Origin of the sequence: Qipengyuania mesophila (assembly GCF_019711655.1) — a bacterium.
GTDB lineage: Bacteria > Pseudomonadota > Alphaproteobacteria > Sphingomonadales > Sphingomonadaceae > Qipengyuania > Qipengyuania mesophila.
In genome coordinates, this window is sequence record NZ_JAIGNU010000004.1 from 25,624 (window position 1) to 42,067 (window position 16,444).

Annotated in this window: 22 protein-coding genes; 12 read left to right on the forward strand and 10 right to left on the reverse strand. The window is 64.4% G+C overall.

Annotation, left to right across the window (positions count from 1 at the left end):
- Positions 1-2: 2 nt before the first annotated feature.
- The 4 genes from K3181_RS14320 to queA all read left to right on the forward strand — a co-directional run bounded on the left by K3181_RS14320 (position 3) and on the right by queA (position 3,262).
- A complete protein-coding gene (locus tag K3181_RS14320; RefSeq protein WP_247715184.1) occupies positions 3-902 on the forward strand; it encodes a polyprenyl synthetase family protein in 900 nt (299 codons plus the stop codon).
- Positions 899-1,411 carry a pantetheine-phosphate adenylyltransferase gene (coaD, locus tag K3181_RS14325; RefSeq protein ID WP_221604026.1) on the forward strand — a complete coding sequence of 171 codons (513 nt, stop codon included), beginning with the start codon at positions 899-901 and terminating at the stop codon, positions 1,409-1,411. Before K3181_RS14320 ends, coaD begins: the two co-directional genes overlap by 4 nt.
- Positions 1,412-1,494: 83 nt before the next feature.
- A complete protein-coding gene (locus K3181_RS14330) occupies positions 1,495-2,196 on the forward strand; it encodes a peptidylprolyl isomerase (protein ID WP_221604027.1) in 702 nt (233 codons plus the stop codon).
- A 37-nt stretch (positions 2,197-2,233) separates the two neighbouring features.
- The gene (gene queA, locus K3181_RS14335) at positions 2,234-3,262 is read left to right on the forward strand and encodes a tRNA preQ1(34) S-adenosylmethionine ribosyltransferase-isomerase QueA (RefSeq protein ID WP_221603810.1); all 1,029 of its coding nucleotides are present in this window, start codon (positions 2,234-2,236) and stop codon (positions 3,260-3,262) included.
- Here the strand turns inward: queA and K3181_RS14340 are convergent.
- Positions 3,254-3,829, reverse strand: coding sequence for a TetR/AcrR family transcriptional regulator (locus K3181_RS14340; RefSeq protein WP_221603811.1), 576 nt, complete (start codon positions 3,827-3,829; stop codon positions 3,254-3,256). The two genes, queA and K3181_RS14340, sit on opposite strands and share 9 nt — an antisense overlap.
- A 45-nt stretch (positions 3,830-3,874) precedes the next feature.
- On the opposite strand from K3181_RS14340, the gene K3181_RS14345 reads away from it, so the two are divergent.
- The 7 genes from K3181_RS14345 (at position 3,875) to K3181_RS14375 (ending at position 12,031) form a co-directional block, all read left to right on the forward strand.
- Positions 3,875-5,305, forward strand: coding sequence for an 8'-apo-carotenoid 13,14-cleaving dioxygenase (locus tag K3181_RS14345; protein WP_221603812.1), 1,431 nt, complete (start codon positions 3,875-3,877; stop codon positions 5,303-5,305).
- Between the two features lie 6 nt (positions 5,306-5,311).
- Positions 5,312-6,253, forward strand: coding sequence for an ABC transporter ATP-binding protein (locus K3181_RS14350; RefSeq protein WP_221603813.1), 942 nt, complete (start codon positions 5,312-5,314; stop codon positions 6,251-6,253).
- Entirely contained in the window at positions 6,250-7,014 is a 765-nt protein-coding gene (locus K3181_RS14355) for an ABC transporter permease (protein WP_221603814.1), read from the forward strand. The genes K3181_RS14350 and K3181_RS14355 overlap by 4 nt, the downstream gene beginning before the upstream one ends.
- Before the next feature lie 57 nt (positions 7,015-7,071).
- Complete coding sequence (locus K3181_RS14360) at positions 7,072-8,019, forward strand: DUF481 domain-containing protein (protein ID WP_221603815.1); 948 nt, start codon at positions 7,072-7,074, stop codon at positions 8,017-8,019.
- 2 nt (positions 8,020-8,021) lie between these two features.
- Positions 8,022-9,146 (forward strand): tRNA guanosine(34) transglycosylase Tgt, encoded by a 1,125-nt coding sequence (gene tgt, locus K3181_RS14365; protein ID WP_221603816.1) that lies wholly within the window; start codon positions 8,022-8,024, stop codon positions 9,144-9,146.
- Between the two features lie 25 nt (positions 9,147-9,171).
- The gene (locus K3181_RS14370) at positions 9,172-9,933 is read left to right on the forward strand and encodes a M50 family metallopeptidase (protein WP_247715172.1); all 762 of its coding nucleotides are present in this window, start codon (positions 9,172-9,174) and stop codon (positions 9,931-9,933) included.
- 103 nt (positions 9,934-10,036) lie between these two features.
- The gene (locus K3181_RS14375; protein ID WP_221603817.1) at positions 10,037-12,031 is read left to right on the forward strand and encodes an alpha/beta hydrolase family protein; all 1,995 of its coding nucleotides are present in this window, start codon (positions 10,037-10,039) and stop codon (positions 12,029-12,031) included.
- Between the two features lie 91 nt (positions 12,032-12,122).
- Here K3181_RS14375 and K3181_RS14380 read toward each other — a convergent pair whose 3' ends face one another.
- Both K3181_RS14380 and rpsD read right to left on the reverse strand, forming a co-directional pair.
- On the reverse strand, positions 12,123-12,293 hold the full coding sequence (locus K3181_RS14380) for a hypothetical protein (RefSeq protein WP_221603818.1): 171 nt from the start codon (positions 12,291-12,293) through the stop codon (positions 12,123-12,125).
- Between the two features lie 122 nt (positions 12,294-12,415).
- Entirely contained in the window at positions 12,416-13,030 is a 615-nt protein-coding gene (gene rpsD / locus K3181_RS14385) for a 30S ribosomal protein S4 (RefSeq protein WP_221603819.1), read from the reverse strand.
- A gap of 204 nt (positions 13,031-13,234) precedes the next feature.
- On the opposite strand from rpsD, the gene K3181_RS14390 reads away from it, so the two are divergent.
- Positions 13,235-13,552 carry a chorismate mutase gene (locus K3181_RS14390; RefSeq protein WP_221603820.1) on the forward strand — a complete coding sequence of 106 codons (318 nt, stop codon included), beginning with the start codon at positions 13,235-13,237 and terminating at the stop codon, positions 13,550-13,552.
- Positions 13,553-13,558: 6 nt separating this feature from the next.
- On the opposite strand, the gene K3181_RS14395 is transcribed toward K3181_RS14390, so the two are convergent.
- From K3181_RS14395 to K3181_RS14425, 7 genes are all read right to left on the reverse strand, one after another.
- Positions 13,559-13,855, reverse strand: a complete 297-nt coding sequence (locus K3181_RS14395) for a hypothetical protein (RefSeq protein WP_221603821.1) — start codon at positions 13,853-13,855, stop codon at positions 13,559-13,561.
- A 78-nt stretch (positions 13,856-13,933) separates the two neighbouring features.
- Positions 13,934-14,227, reverse strand: a complete 294-nt coding sequence (locus K3181_RS14400) for a hypothetical protein (protein ID WP_221603822.1) — start codon at positions 14,225-14,227, stop codon at positions 13,934-13,936.
- Between the two features lie 104 nt (positions 14,228-14,331).
- On the reverse strand, positions 14,332-14,643 hold the full coding sequence (locus tag K3181_RS14405; RefSeq protein WP_221603823.1) for a hypothetical protein: 312 nt from the start codon (positions 14,641-14,643) through the stop codon (positions 14,332-14,334).
- A gap of 62 nt (positions 14,644-14,705) precedes the next feature.
- Entirely contained in the window at positions 14,706-15,434 is a 729-nt protein-coding gene (locus tag K3181_RS14410; RefSeq protein ID WP_221603824.1) for an RNA methyltransferase, read from the reverse strand.
- Positions 15,421-15,891 carry a transcriptional regulator NrdR gene (nrdR, locus tag K3181_RS14415; RefSeq protein ID WP_221603825.1) on the reverse strand — a complete coding sequence of 157 codons (471 nt, stop codon included), beginning with the start codon at positions 15,889-15,891 and terminating at the stop codon, positions 15,421-15,423. Before nrdR ends, K3181_RS14410 begins: the two co-directional genes overlap by 14 nt.
- Complete coding sequence (locus tag K3181_RS14420; protein ID WP_221603826.1) at positions 15,892-16,116, reverse strand: hypothetical protein; 225 nt, start codon at positions 16,114-16,116, stop codon at positions 15,892-15,894. It lies immediately after the preceding gene.
- Positions 16,117-16,212: 96 nt separating this feature from the next.
- The gene (locus K3181_RS14425) at positions 16,213-16,437 is read right to left on the reverse strand and encodes a hypothetical protein (RefSeq protein ID WP_221603827.1); all 225 of its coding nucleotides are present in this window, start codon (positions 16,435-16,437) and stop codon (positions 16,213-16,215) included.
- Positions 16,438-16,444: the final 7 nt, after the last annotated feature.

Below are 16,444 nucleotides of genomic sequence, written 5' to 3' on the forward strand. Positions count from 1 at the left end.
TGATGACGGCGATGCCCGATCTGCTTGGCGATGCCTTCGAACGGATCCAGGACGAAGTCGACAGTGCCTTCGACGCCTTCCTGCCCGTGCCGCAGGATACACGGGCGCGGCTGGTCGAGGCGATGCGCTATGCGGCGATCGGCGGGGGCAAGCGCGTGCGGCCCCTGCTGGTGGTCGCCACGGCGGAGCTTTACGGCGTCAATCGCGACGCGGCGGTCAACGCCGGCTGTGCGATCGAGGCGATCCATGCCTACTCGCTGATCCATGACGACTTGCCCTGCATGGACGACGACGAATTGCGCCATGGCAAGCCGACGCTGCACCGCAAGTTTGACGAGGCGACCGCGGTGCTGGCGGGTGACTGCCTCCATGCGCTCGCTTTCGACATCCTGACCCAGCCGGATACCAGCTCCGATCCCTTCGTGCGCGCCGAACTGGTCGCGACGCTCGCGCGCGCCAGCGGTCACGAGGGTATGGCCGGGGGGCAGATGATGGACATCGTGTCCGAGCAGCAGGCCTACGACCTGCGGCAGATCACCCGCCTCCAGCAGCTCAAGACGGGTGCGCTACTCGCCGCCAGCGTCGAGATGGGCGCGGTGCTCGGTCGCATCCCGCCCGAGGGGCGCACGCATCTGCGCGCCTATGCCCGCGACATCGGGCTCGCCTTCCAGATCGCCGACGATTTGCTCGATGTCGAAGGCGACGAGACCAAGGCGGGCAAGGCGCTGCGCAAAGACGCGGGGCAGGGCAAGCAGACCTTCGTCACGCTGATGGGCGCCGAACAGGCGCGCGCGCAGGCGGAAATGCTGGTCGAACAGGCGGGGCGGCACCTGGCCGGCCATGGCGAGGACGCACGGCTGCTGGTCGAGCTGGCGCAATTCATCGTCAGGAGGGACCACTGATGGCCAAGCGAATCGGCATCTACCCGGGAACCTTCGACCCGATCACGCTCGGCCACATGGACATCATCGAGCGCGGCGCGAAGCTGGTCGACGAGCTCATCATCGGTGTTACCACCAATATCGCGAAATCGCCGATGTTCGACGACGACGAGCGGATCGCCATGGTCGAGCGCGAGGTCGCCAAGATCGAATGCGACTCCATTCGCGTGGTCGGTTTCAATTCGCTGCTGATGGATTTCGCCGAGCAGATGAATGCCGGCATCGTCATCCGCGGAATCCGCGGGGTGACCGATTTCGAATACGAGTACCAGCTGACCGGCATGAACCGGCAGCTCAACGACCGGATCGAGACCGTCTTCCTGATGGCGGATGTCGAACTGCAGCCGATCGCGAGCCGGCTGGTCAAGGAAATCGCGCTCTACGGCGGGCCGATCGACAAGTTCGTCACCCCCAAGGTGCGCGAGGATGTCGAGGCCCGGGTCCGCGAGCAGGGCCGCAAGGGCGGTTGAGGACCGCTGCCAACCTATTCATTGAACGGACAGTCACCCCTCGTTAGACGGTCCGCCATCCAGGACATTGCTACGGAATGACAATGCTCAAGACTTCGCTTGCCCTTGCCGCCGCGTTGACCCTCGCCGCGACGCCCTTTGCCGCCCATGCGCAGGACGAACCCGCGACGGAAGAGGCCGCCACGCAGGAAACCACCGCCGATACGCGGGTCTATTCACCGGTCAATTTCGATGTCGAGGAAGATCTCGAGAACATTCTCCTGCTCGACCTGTCCAATGGTCAGCGCGTGGCGATCAGGTTGAAGCCCGACTGGGCGCCGCAGCATGTCGAACGGATCAAGACGCTGACCCGGCAGGGCTTCTACGACGGCATCATCTTCCACCGCGTGATCGACGGCTTCATGGCCCAAACCGGCGACCCGACGGGGACCGGTACCGGCGGTTCGCAGCTGCCCGACCTGGCCGAGGAGTTCAATCCGATGCCGCATGTCCGCGGCACCGTCTCGATGGCCCGCGCTGCGAGCGAGGATAGCGCCAACAGCCAGTTCTTCATCGTCTTCTATCCGCGCTTCAACCTCGATACCAATTACACCAATTTCGGGCGCGTGATCTCCAACATGGCGGCCGTCGACGCGATCCAGCGCGGCGAGCCGCCCGCCAATCCGACGCGCATCCTGCAGGCTTCGATCGCCGCCGACCACAAGCCGGTTCCGCCAATGCCCGCACCGCAGGTCGCCGGCGAGGAAATCACCGCCGACGATCTGAACGCGCCGCTCGGCAACTGACTTTTCATCGCGCCGCACCCGGACTAGGGGCGGCGCGATGAAAGTCGACCTTTTCGATTTCGAACTGCCGCCCGAACGGATCGCGCTGCGCCCGGCGCGGCCGCGCGATGCGGCGCGCATGCTCGTGGTCCGGAGCGATGGCCCGTTCGAGGATCGCGGCGTGCGCGATCTGCCGCAGCTGTTGCGCGCGGGCGACGTCCTCGTCTTCAACGACACGCGCGTCATCCCGGCACAGCTCGAAGGGCGTCGCGGCGAGGCGAAGATCGGCGCGACGCTGCACAAGCGCATCGATCTGCGGCGCTGGCAGGCCTTCGTCCGCAACGCCAAGCGGCTGCGCGTCGGCGATGTCGCCGAATTCGGCGGCGGGGTCACCGCAGTGGCCGAGGAGCGTCTGCCGGACGGCAGTGTCGTGCTCTTCTTCGAGGGCGAGGAACCGGTCGAGGTGCTGCTCGAACGCGCCGGGCGCATGCCGTTGCCGCCCTATATCGCGGGCAAGCGCGACACCGACGAGCGCGACCGCGAGGACTACCAGACCATGTTCGCGGCAGAGGACGGCGCCGTTGCCGCGCCGACTGCTGCGCTCCATTTCACACCCGAGCTGATCGCGGCGCTCGATGAGGCGGGCATCGGCAGCGAGACGCTGACGCTGCATGTTGGGGCGGGGACTTTCCTCCCGGTCAAGGCCGACGATACCGACGACCACGCGATGCATGCCGAATGGGGCCGGATCGAACCCGAGACAGCCGAACGCCTGAATGCCGTAGGCGGGGCCGGGGGCAGGGTGATCGCGGTCGGTACGACCAGCCTGCGCCTGCTCGAAAGCGCGACGGGCGAGGATGGCGTGATCCGTCCCTTCGCGGGCGACACCGCCATCTTCATCACGCCGGGATACCAATTTCGCGCAGTCGACGGGCTGATGACCAATTTCCACCTGCCCAAGTCGACGCTGATGATGTTGGTGAGCGCGCTGATGGGGCGCGAGCGGATGATGGCGGCCTACAACCACGCTATCGCGGAGGAATACCGCTTCTACAGCTACGGCGATTCGTCGCTACTGCTACCCTGACTGCGGGAACAGGCTGCGCGTATCGAGCATCCGCTCGATCAGGGCGTCGTCGGCCGGAATCCTCCCGTCGAGCATGAGCATGGCGAGGCCATGCGCGATCGACCAAGCTTGCAACGCCAGCGTCTCCGCCTTCTCGGGATCGCCCGCCAGCGCGCGCGTGTTGGCGGTGAGCAATTCACGCGCGGGGTCGGCGTGCCCAGCATGCTCGATCGGTTCGCCTTGCGTGAACATCAGCCGGAACAGCGCGGGATGCGCTAGCGCGAAGCGGACGTAAGCGCGCCCGGTTTCTGCAAAGCCCGCGCTTCCACCGCCGACCTTTGCGGCTGCCTCGGCCTGCTCCTGGCCGAGCAGTTGCAATCCTTCGAGCGCCAGCGCCTTGTCGAGCGCATGCTTGTCAGGGAAGTGGCGATAGACTGCCGTGGGCGAGACGCCGACGGCCCGGGCCAACTCGCGCAGCGACGGCGCCTTTCCCTCGGCACCCTCCAGCGCCGACAGGCCGGCTGCGAGCAGGGCGTCGCGCAAATTGCCGTGATGATAAGCTTCATTCGATGTTGACACTGTTATCATTGACCCTATGTTTACAGCGTTCACTTTAACCGGAGCGAGTCGGTCATGGCAAGTGTCATCGAGAAAACCATCCGCAAGGCAGTCACCCCGGCGATCCAGGCCGTGGCCAGTTTCAACCGCTCGCGCCTGCCCGGGGCGAAGGACAATCCGTTCCTGAAAGGCGTGCATACGCCGCTGACCGAGGAATTCACTCTCGACCAGCTCGAAGTGACCGGCAGCATCCCGCCCGAACTCGACGGGCGCTATGTCCGGATCGGTCCGAACCCCTTTGGCGAAGGAAGCAAGGGCCACCACTGGTTCATCGGCGACGGCATGGTCCACGGCGTGCGTCTGCGCGATGGCAAGGCCGAATGGTATCGCAACCGGTACATCCGCTCGCGCGATCTCGAGGGGAAGGGTGGCCCCGCCGCCGTTGGCGGCCCCCGCCGCGGCTTCGGCGATACCGTCAACACCAACGTGCTCGATATAGGCGGCAAGATCATGGCGTTGGTCGAAGCCAGCAGCTTTCCCGTCGAACTCGACGGGAATCTCGACAGCGTCGCCTATTCCGACTTCGGCGGCGGGCTGACCGGATCCTTCACCGCTCATCCGCACCAATGCCCGACGACCGGCGAATTCCACGCCATTTGCTACGACGGTACGTCGGCCGATACGATCCGCCACGTGGCTCTCGACAGCACGGGCCGCGTGCTGCGCGAGACGTCGATCGCCGTTCAGGACGGGCCCTCGATCCATGATTGCGCGCTGACCGAGAATTACGTCGTCATCCTCGACCTGCCGGTGACCTTCTCGATGCAGGCGCTGATTGCTGGACACAAGTTCCCCTATCGCTGGAACCGCGAACACCGCGCCCGCGTCGGCCTGCTGCCGCGTGACGGATCGGGCGACCAGGTTGTCTGGCACGAGGTCGATCCCTGCTACGTCTTCCACGTCGGCAACAGTTTCGAGGACGAGTCCGGCCGCGTCGTGATCGACCTCTGCGCCTACGAGACGATCTTCGACGGCGAGATGGCGGGGCCCTATGGCAAGTCGCTCGGGCTCGAACGCTGGACGCTCGACGGCAGCGGCGGGAAGGTCGTGCGCGAAACGCTGGACGCGTCGGGACAGGAATTCCCGCGCCCCGACGAGCGCTATTTCACCCGTGCCTATCGCTATCTCTGGGCGATGGGACTGCCCGAGGACGGCGACCTTGAATTCGTCGCGCCTATGCCGCTCTACCGTCACGATCTCGCCACGGGCGAGCGTGCGCAGCGCGATTTCGGCGAGGGCCGCATCCCGGGCGAGTTCGTCTTCGTTCCGCGCAGCGCCGATGCGCCCGAGGGAGACGGTTGGGTGATGGGCTATGTCATCGATCGCAAGGAAGGCACCAGCGCTCTCGAGATCCTCGATGCGATGAGCCTCGATCCGGTCGCATCGGTCCATGTCCCGCATCTCATCCCGCCGGGCTTCCACGGCAACTGGATCGCCGCTAGCTAGGAGGGCGTGGATCCGATTCTCGAACTCAGCGGCCTGTCGAAGGTCTATCCCGGCGGGTTGAAGGCGCTCGACGATGTCGATCTCACCATCCGCAAGGGCGAGATATTCGCGCTGCTCGGGCCCAATGGCGCGGGCAAGACCACGCTGATTGGGGCGGTGTGCGGGATCGTGCGGCCGACATCGGGTACGATCCGCGCCTTCGGGCACGACATGGCGAGCGACTGGCGCCAGGCGCGCAGTCGGATCGGGCTGGTGCCGCAGGAACTCGCCACCGACATGTTTGAACCGGTCAGGCGCGCCGTCAGCTATTCGCGCGGCCTCTTCGGCCTGGCCCCCGATCCCGCGCGGATCGAAGAAATCCTGAGATCGCTCAGCCTGTGGGACAAGCGCGATGAGCGCATCATGGCGCTGTCGGGAGGGATGAAGCGGCGCGTGCTGATCGCCAAGGCGCTGGCGCACGAACCCGACCTGCTGTTTCTCGACGAGCCCACCGCGGGCGTCGACGTCGAGCTGCGCAAGGGCATGTGGGCGATCATCGACGAGATGCGCGGGCGCGGCGTGACGATCATCCTCACCACGCATTACATCGAGGAAGCCGAGATGATGGCCGACCGCGTCGGCATCATCAATCGCGGCAAGTTGCTGATGGTCGACGAGAAGGACGCCATGATGGCGCGGCTCGGGCGCACCGAGGCGCATATCACGCTCGCCAAGCCGCTGGCATCGCTGCCGCCGGAGATCGCGCACTTCCCCGTCGAACTCGAAGCGGGCGGGACCTCGCTCTGCTATCGCGGCGGGGATGGGACCGGCAAGGGCAAGGCCGAGGTCGCCGCGCTGACCAAGGCGCTGATCGTCTCCGGCATCGACTACACCGGCATCGACACGCGCGAGAGCAGCCTCGAGGACATCTTCGTCTCGCTGCTCGGCGAAGGGGAGGGCGCAGCATGATTTCCTGGCGCTCGACCTGGTCGATCTACACGCGCGAGCTGATGCGTTTCCTGCGCACCGCCTTCCAGTCGGTGCTCGCACCGGTTCTGACCACCTCGCTCTATTTCATCGTCTTCGGCGCGGCCATCGGAGGGCGCATGCCCGATCTCGGCGGAGTCGACTATGGCGCCTTCATCATCCCCGGCCTGCTGATGCTCACCCTGCTCGGCGAGACCACCAGCAATTCCAGTTTCGGCATCTACATGCCGCGCTTCACTGGGACGATCTACGAATTGCTCAGCGCGCCGGTCGGCGTCGCGGAAACGCTGCTCGGCTTCGTCGGCGCGGCGATGACCAAGAGCCTGATCCTCGCGACGATCATCCTCGTCACCGCGCGGCTGTTCGTCGACTATTCGATCGCGCACCCGTTGCTGGCGCTGGTCTATATCATGCTGGTCGCCGCGGCCTTCAGCCTGTTCGGCTTCATCCTCGGCATCTGGGCCGACAATTTCGAAAAGCTCGGCATCATCCCGATGCTCTTCCTCACCCCGCTGACCTTCCTTGGCGGGACGTTCTACTCGATCAAGATGCTGCCCAAGCCGTGGGACACCATCGCGCTGGCGAACCCGATCGTCTACCTCGTCAGCGGGCTGCGTTGGACCTTCTATGGCAAGGCCGATGTCGACATCGGCCTGAGCTTCGCGATCACGCTCGGCTTCCTTGCCGCATGTATCGCGGTGATTGCATATATCTTCCGCACGGGTTGGCGCCTGCGCGCCTGACCCCACGCATACGATTGCGGGTTGGCGTGCAGGCGCACAAGCCGCTAGGCGCGTGTGATGCGTTTCCTCCTGCTGCTTCCTCCCCTCCTGCTGGCCAGCACAGCCGTTCCTGCGCGGGCCGAACTCCCCGAAGGCACGCGAGCGATGATCGACGCAGCGCTCGCGACGGGGGACAAGGCCAAGGTCGCCACCGTGCTCGACCTCGCGCGCAGCACCTGGCCCGATGACTCCGCCGAGATCGATGCGGTGGCATCCGCCTTCGAAGCCTCTTTCGCCGCGAAGCAGGCAGAGGCCGAGAAGCAGAAAGAGCAGACAATCCGCAATGCCGGCCTGTTCGACATGTGGAAGGGCGAGGGCGAACTCGGCGGCTTCCAGTCGAGCGGCAACAGCAATACCGTCGGCATCACCGCGGGGCTCAAGCTCAAGCGCGAGGGGATCGACTGGTCGCATCGCCTGCGCGCCCGCTTCGACTACCAACGGCAGAATGGCGTAACGAGTCGCGAACAGCTGTTTCTCGCCTATGAACCGCGCTGGCAGTTCGACGAGAATCTCTTCGCCTACGGCCTGTCGCAGTTCGAGCGTGACCAGATCCAGGGTATCGACGCGCGCTACGCGATTTCCGGCGGCCTCGGCTATCAGGTACTCGCCAGGGATGGCCTGAGCCTGTCGCTCAAGGCTGGCCCCGCCTACCGCGTCACCGACTTTACAGACGGACGAAAGGACAGTCGCATCGCCGCTCTCGCCGGGCTCGATTTCGACTGGAAGGTCTTCGACCGGCTGACACTGACCCAGGACGCGAGCGCCGTCGCCGAGACCGGTGGCGAGGCCGTCGTCCTGATCGACAGCGCGAACACGACGATCAACTTCGTGACCGGGCTCGACTTCGTGGTCAGCGACCGCTTGCGCGCCCGGATGTCGTACCAGCTCGACTACGACAGCAGTCCTCCGGTCGGAAAGGTTTCCACCGACACGCTGACCCGCGCGACCCTGATCTACGGGTTCTGACCATGCCAGAACGTTTCGCCTTCACCATCCAAGCCACCGATGGCGCTGCCCGTACGGGCCGCATCGAGATGTTGCGCGGCGAAATTCGCACGCCTGCCTTCATGCCCGTGGGCACCGCGGCGACGGTCAAGGCGCTCAAGCCCGAGACGGTGCGCAAGACCGGGGCGGACATCATCCTCGGCAATACCTACCACCTTATGCTGCGCCCCGGGGCCGAGCGTGTCGCTCGGCTCGGCGGGCTGCACAAGTTCATGAACTGGCCGCGCCCGATCCTGACCGACAGCGGCGGCTACCAGGTGATGAGCCTGTCCGAGCTCCGGAAGTTGACCGAGAAGGGCGTCGAATTCCGCAGCCATATCGACGGCTCGAAGCACATGCTGACGCCCGAGCGCAGCATGGAGATCCAGCGCCTGCTCGGCAGCGACATCGTCATGGCTTTCGACGAATGCCCGCGTGCCGACCGTCCACGCGACGAGATCGCCGCGAGCATGGAAATGTCGATGCGCTGGGCGAAGCGCAGCCGCGACGGCTTCAATGCGGGCGGGGAACATGCGGCCCGTGCGGCGCTGTTCGGCATCCAGCAGGGCGCGCTCGACGAGGAGTTGCGCAAGGTCAGCGCCGAGAAGCTCGCCGAGATCGGCTTCGACGGCTATGCGATCGGCGGGCTCGCAGTGGGCGAGGGGCAGGAGGCGATGTTCGCCACGCTCGACTTCGCTCCCGGCCAGCTCCCTGCCGACCGCCCGCGCTATCTGATGGGCGTGGGCAAGCCCGACGACCTCGTCGGCGCGGTCGAGCGGGGGGTCGACATGTTCGATTGCGTGCTGCCGAGCCGGTCGGGTCGCAACGGCCAGGCATTCACCTGGAACGGCCCGATCAACCTCCGCAATGCGCGTTTCGCCGAGGATCAGGAGCCGCTCGACGGCCGCTGCGCCTGCGACACCTGCGGCACGTATACGCGCGCCTATCTCCACCATCTGGTGAAGTCGCAGGAAATCCTCGGCGCTATGCTGATGACCGAGCACAACATCGCCTTTTATCAGCAGCTGATGCAGGCGATGCGCGATGCCATCGCCGAAGGGCGATTCGCGACCTTTGCGACGAATTTCCGCAGTGATTACTTGCGTTAGGGCCATCCTGCGATAGGCTGGGGCAATGGAAAATAAGTCCCAGCAACTCGTCGTGCCCGCGAAATGGGGCCTGCCCTATGCGGAGGACGAGATGAAGCCGGTCGTCAAGCGCGAACAGACCTATATCGTCGCCTTCGCGGTGCTCACCATCATCGCCTGGCAGACCAGGATCGGGACGATGGCGCTGCTGCCGTTCACCCTGCTGTCGACCTGGTGGCACGAAATGGCGCACGGCCTCACCGCCACCCTGCTCGGCGCGAATTTCGAGCGCCTCGTGATCTTCGCCGACGGGTCGGGCTTTGCCGAGCATTCGGGCGGGCTTTGGGCCGTCGGGCAGGCGATCGTCGCCGCGGCAGGCCTGCTCGGCCCGAGTGTGGCCGGCTGCGCGATGATCGTGGCCTCACGTTCGCGCCGGGCGACCCGGCTGGCGCTGCTCGCCCTCGCCACCGCGCTGCTCGTGACCGCGCTGATCTGGGTCCGCTCGGTGACGGGCTGGATCGTCCTGCCCGCCTTTGCCGCGGCGGCGCTCTACATCGCCGCGCGCGGAAGCGCGAAATGGCAGCGGATCGCGGTCGAGTTCCTCGGTGTGCAGGGTGCGGTCGCGGTCTACCAGGACCTCGGCTACCTGTTCAGCCCGGGTGCCGTGGTCGGCGGGCATGTCGCCCTTTCGGACACTGGGCGCATCGCCGATGCGCTGTTCCTGCCCTACTGGTTCTGGGGTGGGGCGATCACGATCGCAATCGTGGCGATGGTGTGGAAGTCGCTGCAGGTCGCCGGGCGATATTGAATTCGATTGCTCGAATTTCGACGGAATTAGTTATCCTATGCGGTTGCGCTGCGAATAAGCTTTGCTAATCTTCGACCGACTTGGAAATGAGGGGTCGAAATTCATGAAAAAGCTATTCACCGGCGTCGCCGCCGTGTCCTTTTGCGCGCTTGCTTCGTCGGTTTCCGCCGGCACAGTGGAGGAAGATGCGACGGCATTCGGCGCACGCCAATCGATCTTCCATGCAAGCCTGTCCCCTTCGGGCAAGAAGCTGGCCTATGTCGGTACCGTCGGGGCCGGGGGAGAGGCGCTCTACACGGTCGATCTGGAAGCGGGAACGCCGCCCAAGCGGGCGCTGGCAGCGCTCGACCCCATGAGTGACCTTTCCTATTGCAACTGGATTACCGAAGAGCGGCTCGTCTGTCAGACGATCCTGCGTCGCAAGGACGATTCCATCGGTCGGTATATCGCTGCCAGCAGGATGATCTCGGTCAACGCCGATGGCACCGATCCCAATGTGATCGAGGGCCGCAAGTCGATGCGCGCCTACGGCAATATTTACTTCGGCGGAGGCATCATCTCACTAAATGCCGAAGGAGAAGAATCGTCGGTCCTCGTGACGCGCGGTTACGTGAAGGAATCTTCGCTCAACACCCGTCTAGCCAACCAGGCTGAAGGTTTGGGCGTTGTGTCGCACGATGTCGTCACAGGCAAGGAACGGCCGGTCGAGGCCCCCGACAAGGATGCCTTCGAATACATCGCAGACGATGCGGGGATCGTGCGGATCAAGGGCACCCTCAACAGCAACCCGCGTGGCTACGCGCAGGACACGCTCGCCTATTTCTATCGCGAGCAAGGAAGCAAGCGCTGGAATCCGCTCTCTCGTGCCGAAATCGATAGCCAGACGATCGATGGCTTCGAACCTTACGCCGTCGATTCTGCGACCAATGCCGCCATCGGTTTCGACAACGATGACCGCGGGTTCAAGACGCTTTACGCGATCTCGCTAGACGGCACCCTCGCGCGCAAGGAACTCCTCGCCGCCGAAGGTGCGGATGTCGATTCGCTCGTGACAATCGGACGGCGCCAGCGCGTGATCGGTGCGAGCTATGCCACTGAAAAGCGCCTGGTGAAGTACTTCGACCCGGCATTTCGCGACTTGGCTGGCGCATTGAGTGGCGCTCTGCCCGGCAAGCCTGCTGTGAGCTTCGTCGGTGCCAGCGAGGACGAGCGGCAGGTGCTTCTTGTCACGGGTTCGGATGTCGACCCCGGCATGCTCTACAAGTTCGATCGCGACACGAACCAGCTCAATCCTCTCCTGCCGATCCGCGAGACGACCGAAGGGCACAAGCTTGCCGAAATGAAGCCTGTCGTATTCCCCGCTGCCGACGGAACGCAGATACCGGGTTACCTGACGCTGCCCGTGGGCTCGACCGGCAAGAACCTGCCTGCGATCGTCCTGCCGCACGGAGGCCCTTCCGCGCGCGACGAGTGGGGCTTCGACTGGCTGGTGCAGTTTTTTGCCGCGCGCGGCTATGCAGTCCTTCAGCCCAATTTCCGGGGATCTACGGGCTATGGTGCCGAATGGTTCGGCAAAAATGGGGTCAAGGCATGGCGGACTGCGATCGGCGACGTGAACGACGCTGGCAGGTGGCTGGTGTCGCAAGGCATTGCCAAGCCCGACAAAATGGCGATCGTGGGCTGGTCCTATGGCGGGTACACCGCTCTCCAGTCGCAAGTTGTCGATGCTGACCTCTACAAGGCGGTGGTGGCGATCGCCCCGGTCGCGGACTGGCGCCAGTATCTCGAAGAGGAGCGCACCACCTCGAACTATCGCCTCGTCCAGAAGTTCGTCGGCGACGGGCCGTATCTCGAGCAAGGTAGTCCCATGCGCAATGCGGCCGCTTTCGAGGCTCCGGTGCTCCTGGTCCATGGAACTGCGGACAACAATGTCGATGTCGAACAGTCGCGCAACATGGAAGACGCCCTGCGCGCTGCGGGCAAGCCGGTCGAATTTCTCGAGTTCGAAGGACTGGCGCACTCGCTTCACGACGGAGCCGCGCGCAAGCAGATGCTCGTGAAGATCGATAGCTTCCTGTCAGCCAACCTCGGATCCTGATCGGGTCCGGGCAGGGCCCAACGAGGAAGGGCGGCTCCGCGAGGGGCCGCCCGTTTCTTTATCGCTGTCATAGAGGCTTGGCGGGCGAGCGCTAGGTCGATGCTTTTTCGCGGAATTCCAGCACGGTGCCGCGATAGGCAATGAAGTTGCCGGCAGCATCGAGATAGCCCGCCCCAATGGCGTTGGCGCGCGCCTGGGCATCGCCGAGGCTGGGATACCATTTTCCGCGCCGGTTGGGTGTGATGAAGCGATATTGGGTCATGGCCAAATGTGAACTGTGGATATCGATCCGCGTTCCCGCCAAATCTTTGAAAAATAACATAGACATGAAAAAAAGGCGGCCCCGCGAGGGACCGCCCTTTTTCTGTGTCGCTGCCGTGAGGCTTAGCGCGAGTAGAACTCGACCACGAGGTTCGGTTCCATGGTGACCGGGTAGGGCACTTCGTCGAGCTTCGGCACGCGGGTGAAAGTCACCTTGTCGTTGCCGTCGGGCGCGACGTAGTCGGGAATGTCACGCTCGGGCAGGCTCTGCGCTTCGATGACCAGTGCCATTTCCTGCGCCTTCTTGCCGAGCGAAACGACGTCGCCGACCTTGACGCGGGCCGAGGCGATGTTGGTCTTCACGCCGTTGAGGAAGATGTGACCGTGGCTCACGATCTGACGCGCGGCGAAGATGGTCGGCGCGAACTTGGCGCGGTAGACGACCATGTCGAGGCGCTGTTCGAGCAGGCCGATCAGGTTCTGACCGGTGTCGCCCTTCATGGCCGATGCTTCCTTGTAGGTGCGCTTGAACTGCTTCTCGGTCACGTCGCCGTAGTAGCCCTTGAGCTTCTGCTTGGCGCGCAGCTGCAGACCGAAGTCCGACATCTTGCCCTTGCGGCGCTGGCCGTGCTGGCCCGGGCCGTAGGAACGCTTGTTGACGGGGCTGTTCGGGCGACCCCAGATGTTTTCACCCATCCGGCGGTCGAGCTTGTACTTGGCGCTGGTGCGCTTCGTCATGGTATTTCCTTCAATTTGCAGGACTGCCCCTGTGGCAGCCATCGAACCCGGCATCGCACCACCGAACCTGGGTTCGATGCGGCTACCGCTTCACCGGGGTGCGGGGCCAATTCGCGAAGGCGCGCCAATAGCAGTATCGCGCGCTTCGTCAAGGGTGAAGATAGGTGCTCGACAAGCACGCCCAAGCGGGGCAGGGCGCGCGCCATGAGCGACGATTTCAAGCTACCCGACGATTGCATCGATATGCGCGAAGTGCGCATGGGCGTGGACCGGACCGACCGCGAGCTGATGGAAATGCTCGACCGGCGCTTCGGCTACATGCGCGCAGCCGCCCGCATCAAGACCGACCGCAATGTCGTGCGCGACGAGGCGCGCAAGGCCGAAGTGATCGAGAATGCCCGCGCGGATGCGGAGGGGCGCGGTCTTCCTGCCGCGAAGATCGCGCAGATATGGGACGACCTGGTCGAAACCTCGATCGCCTACGAACTCGTCGAGTGGGACCGCCTGCGCGACCCCGACTAAGGGCGCTCAGCCCTGGCGGGTGTTGCCCGTTGCGCTGCGTTCTTGCCGTTCGCGAGCGGCGTCACCGGCCATTTCCTGCTCGAGGCGCCAGGCGGCATTGGTCTTGCAGACCTTCTTGCCCATGATGCGCGTGCCGGCCGGCGGAGGCTGGCGCTTGCAGACGATGGTCGCAGGATCGTCCGCCCTCGCGTCGCTCTCGTCGATGATCTGGGCACGCTCCTGATCCAGCGCCGATACGGCAGACGCGGGGAGCGCCGCCATCAAAGCCGCGCCGAATGCGAGGAAAAATGTCGAGTTCTTCATACTCACCTCCTGCGGGGACTATATCACAGCGTGGCCGAAACGTGAAAAATTCACGCTTCAGCCATCGGTCGCCGGGATTTAGCCGCTCGTGCGCGTGTTACCGGTGCCGCTGCGATCCTGGTTTTCGCGGGCTGCCTGAGCGGCAGCTTCCTGCTCCAAGCGCCATGCAGCGTTGGTCTTGCAGACCTTCTTGCCGCCCATGCGCGAACCGACCGGCGGGGGCAGGCGCTTGCAGCGGACCGTTGCGTCATCATTGGCCTTGGCGTCGTCTTCACCGACGACCACGCCCTTTTCGCCGGCCATTGCCGACGCGGCGGGGACAAGAAACAGGGCAGCGGCGCCGGCTGCGAAAGCAATATTGAAGCTCTTCATAAATCCTCCTGTTGATCCGCTTACCACCCTATGTGGTAAAGCTGAACCCCAAATGGACGGGCGACCGACGGACCATGTCGGTCGACGATTGTTCCGGTCATGGGTCAGCCTCGATTACGGATCAGGCCCATGCGCTCGGTGTCGCGCATCTCTTCCTTCGTGTTCTCTTCCCATTGCTTCCACTGGAATAGGGTGAGGCATACGCGGCGGCCGGGAATGCGGGTGCCCACGCGCGGAGCCAGATTTCGGCACTCGATTGCTTCGTCGTCGCGCTCTTCCGCAGCGTTCTCGTCGGAGGCCTGCTGGATATCCGCTTCGACAGCAACGGGATCCGTCATGTCTGCTTGCTGAGCGACGACAGACGGCGCAAGCGATACAGAAATGATGGCGATGAGGGCAAGGGCGCGAGTATTCATGAAGAATCTCCTTCGCCTGCAGGATACACTATTGTATTCGAATAACAATCGCGTCCAGGTTTTTACTTGCGCGGTTCGCGTTCGAGTGCGGACAGAACCCCTCGAAGGGTGCGTACTTCTAGGTGATTCCAGCCCGGCTTGGTGAGCACGCCCCTCAGGGTGCGTCGCGTCGCCTCCCGGCGGGTTTCGGGCAGGTAGTAGCCCTTGGGATCGAGCATGCCTTCGAGATGGGAAATCAGGCCGTCGAGCTCTTCCTGCGGGGCGGGCGGCAGGAGATCCTCCTGCGTGGGCTGCACCAGCTGTTCGTGCTTCGACCATTCATAGGCGCACAGGATGACGGCCTGGGCGAGGTTGAGTGACCCGAATTCGGGATTGATCGGAACCGTCAGGATGGCCCGGGCCAGCGCAACGTCCTCGGTTTCAAGGCCGGAGCGTTCGGGACCGAACAGGATGGCGCTGCGCCCCGGTTGGCTTGCCATTTCCCGGCTTGCTTCCTCGGGCGTCAGGACCGGCTTGGTCACCCCGCGCTTGCGCACGGTGGTGGCATAGACATGCGCGCAATCGGCCACAGCTTCGGCGGTAGAGGAATAGACCGTGGCCCGCTCCAGCACGATGTCCGCACCGGAGGCGGCGGGGCCGGCCGAAGGATTGGGCCAGCCATCGCGTGGCTCGACCAGGCGCATCTCGGTGAGGCCGAAATTGAGCATGGCGCGCGCCGCCTTGCCGATGTTTTCGCCCAGCTGCGGCCGGATGAGGACGATTGCGGGTTTGCGCAGGTCAGCCGCGCTCATGGGCCGCCGCTTCCTGCACCGTGCTCGCGAATTCCTCGAAGTCGCGCGCTTCGCTGAAGTCGCGATAGACGCTGGCGAAACGGATGTAGGCGACGCTGTCGAGGCCTTTCAGACCGTCCATCACCATTTCGCCGATGCGTTGCGACGGGATCTCGGCTTCGCCGGCGGTCTCGACCTGCCGCTGGATGCCCGAGACGAGCTGGTCGATCCGCTCCTGCGGCACGTCGCGCTTGCGACAGGCGAGTGAGATCGACTGTTCGAGTTTGCCGCGATCGAAGGCTTCGCGTCGGTCGCCGCTCTTGACGACGGTCACCTCGCGCAGCTGAACGCGCTCGAATGTGGTGAAGCGCGCGCCGCAGCTCGAACATTGCCGCCGACGGCGGATCGAGGTCGAATCCTCGGTCGGACGACTGTCCTTTACCTGGCTGTCGTCATGGGCGCAGAACGGGCAGCGCATTTAGTCCCTGATGCGCTTGTAAAGCGCGTAGCCGCCGCCCGCGAGACCGCCGATCAGCGGACCGACGACGGGCACGAACAGGCCGGCGGCAGCGCCGACCGCGGCGCCCTTGAGCACTGGCTTGGTCGACGGATGGTCGAGCCCGCCGTGGAGCATGTCGCTCAACTCGCCCTTGGCATCGGGGAACAGGTCGCGATCCTGATTGCGGGGTTCGCGGTCATCCATATGTCTCGTCCTTATGTGGCTGGAAAGTAACGCGCATTCACGCCCGGAAGTATCCGGTGCCAGCTCTAAAGCGAATATTTCGAATTGGGAAGTCGTTCAGGGCCGCAGGCGCTTGTACAGCATGAACCCCGCGCCCGCGACGAGACCTATCGGCCAGGTCACCACAGGCAGAATCCCGGCGGCAATCGCGCCCACCGCAGCGCCGGTCAGCACCGGCTTGGTTGAGGGATGGTTCATCCCTTCCCTCGCCATACCCTTGATCTCGTTTCCAGCGTCGGAAATCAGGTCGTGATCCTGGTGGTTGGGTTCGTGCTCGTCCATCGTTCGT

Coding starts and splice junctions, on each gene's coding strand:
- K3181_RS14320 (WP_247715184.1), top strand. CDS start 3: ATGACGGCGATGCCCGATCTGCTTGGCGATGCCTTCGAACGGATCCAG.
- K3181_RS14330 (WP_221604027.1), top strand. CDS start 1,495: ATGCTCAAGACTTCGCTTGCCCTTGCCGCCGCGTTGACCCTCGCCGCG.
- queA (WP_221603810.1), top strand. CDS start 2,234: ATGAAAGTCGACCTTTTCGATTTCGAACTGCCGCCCGAACGGATCGCG.
- K3181_RS14340 (WP_221603811.1), bottom strand. CDS start 3,829: ATGATAACAGTGTCAACATCGAATGAAGCTTATCATCACGGCAATTTG.
- K3181_RS14345 (WP_221603812.1), top strand. CDS start 3,875: ATGGCAAGTGTCATCGAGAAAACCATCCGCAAGGCAGTCACCCCGGCG.
- K3181_RS14355 (WP_221603814.1), top strand. CDS start 6,250: ATGATTTCCTGGCGCTCGACCTGGTCGATCTACACGCGCGAGCTGATG.
- K3181_RS14360 (WP_221603815.1), top strand. CDS start 7,072: ATGCGTTTCCTCCTGCTGCTTCCTCCCCTCCTGCTGGCCAGCACAGCC.
- tgt (WP_221603816.1), top strand. CDS start 8,022: ATGCCAGAACGTTTCGCCTTCACCATCCAAGCCACCGATGGCGCTGCC.
- K3181_RS14370 (WP_247715172.1), top strand. CDS start 9,172: ATGGAAAATAAGTCCCAGCAACTCGTCGTGCCCGCGAAATGGGGCCTG.
- K3181_RS14375 (WP_221603817.1), top strand. CDS start 10,037: ATGAAAAAGCTATTCACCGGCGTCGCCGCCGTGTCCTTTTGCGCGCTT.
- K3181_RS14380 (WP_221603818.1), bottom strand. CDS start 12,293: ATGACCCAATATCGCTTCATCACACCCAACCGGCGCGGAAAATGGTAT.
- rpsD (WP_221603819.1), bottom strand. CDS start 13,030: ATGACGAAGCGCACCAGCGCCAAGTACAAGCTCGACCGCCGGATGGGT.
- K3181_RS14390 (WP_221603820.1), top strand. CDS start 13,235: ATGAGCGACGATTTCAAGCTACCCGACGATTGCATCGATATGCGCGAA.
- K3181_RS14395 (WP_221603821.1), bottom strand. CDS start 13,855: ATGAAGAACTCGACATTTTTCCTCGCATTCGGCGCGGCTTTGATGGCG.
- K3181_RS14400 (WP_221603822.1), bottom strand. CDS start 14,227: ATGAAGAGCTTCAATATTGCTTTCGCAGCCGGCGCCGCTGCCCTGTTT.
- K3181_RS14405 (WP_221603823.1), bottom strand. CDS start 14,643: ATGAATACTCGCGCCCTTGCCCTCATCGCCATCATTTCTGTATCGCTT.
- K3181_RS14410 (WP_221603824.1), bottom strand. CDS start 15,434: ATGAGCGCGGCTGACCTGCGCAAACCCGCAATCGTCCTCATCCGGCCG.
- nrdR (WP_221603825.1), bottom strand. CDS start 15,891: ATGCGCTGCCCGTTCTGCGCCCATGACGACAGCCAGGTAAAGGACAGT.
- K3181_RS14420 (WP_221603826.1), bottom strand. CDS start 16,116: ATGGATGACCGCGAACCCCGCAATCAGGATCGCGACCTGTTCCCCGAT.
- K3181_RS14425 (WP_221603827.1), bottom strand. CDS start 16,437: ATGGACGAGCACGAACCCAACCACCAGGATCACGACCTGATTTCCGAC.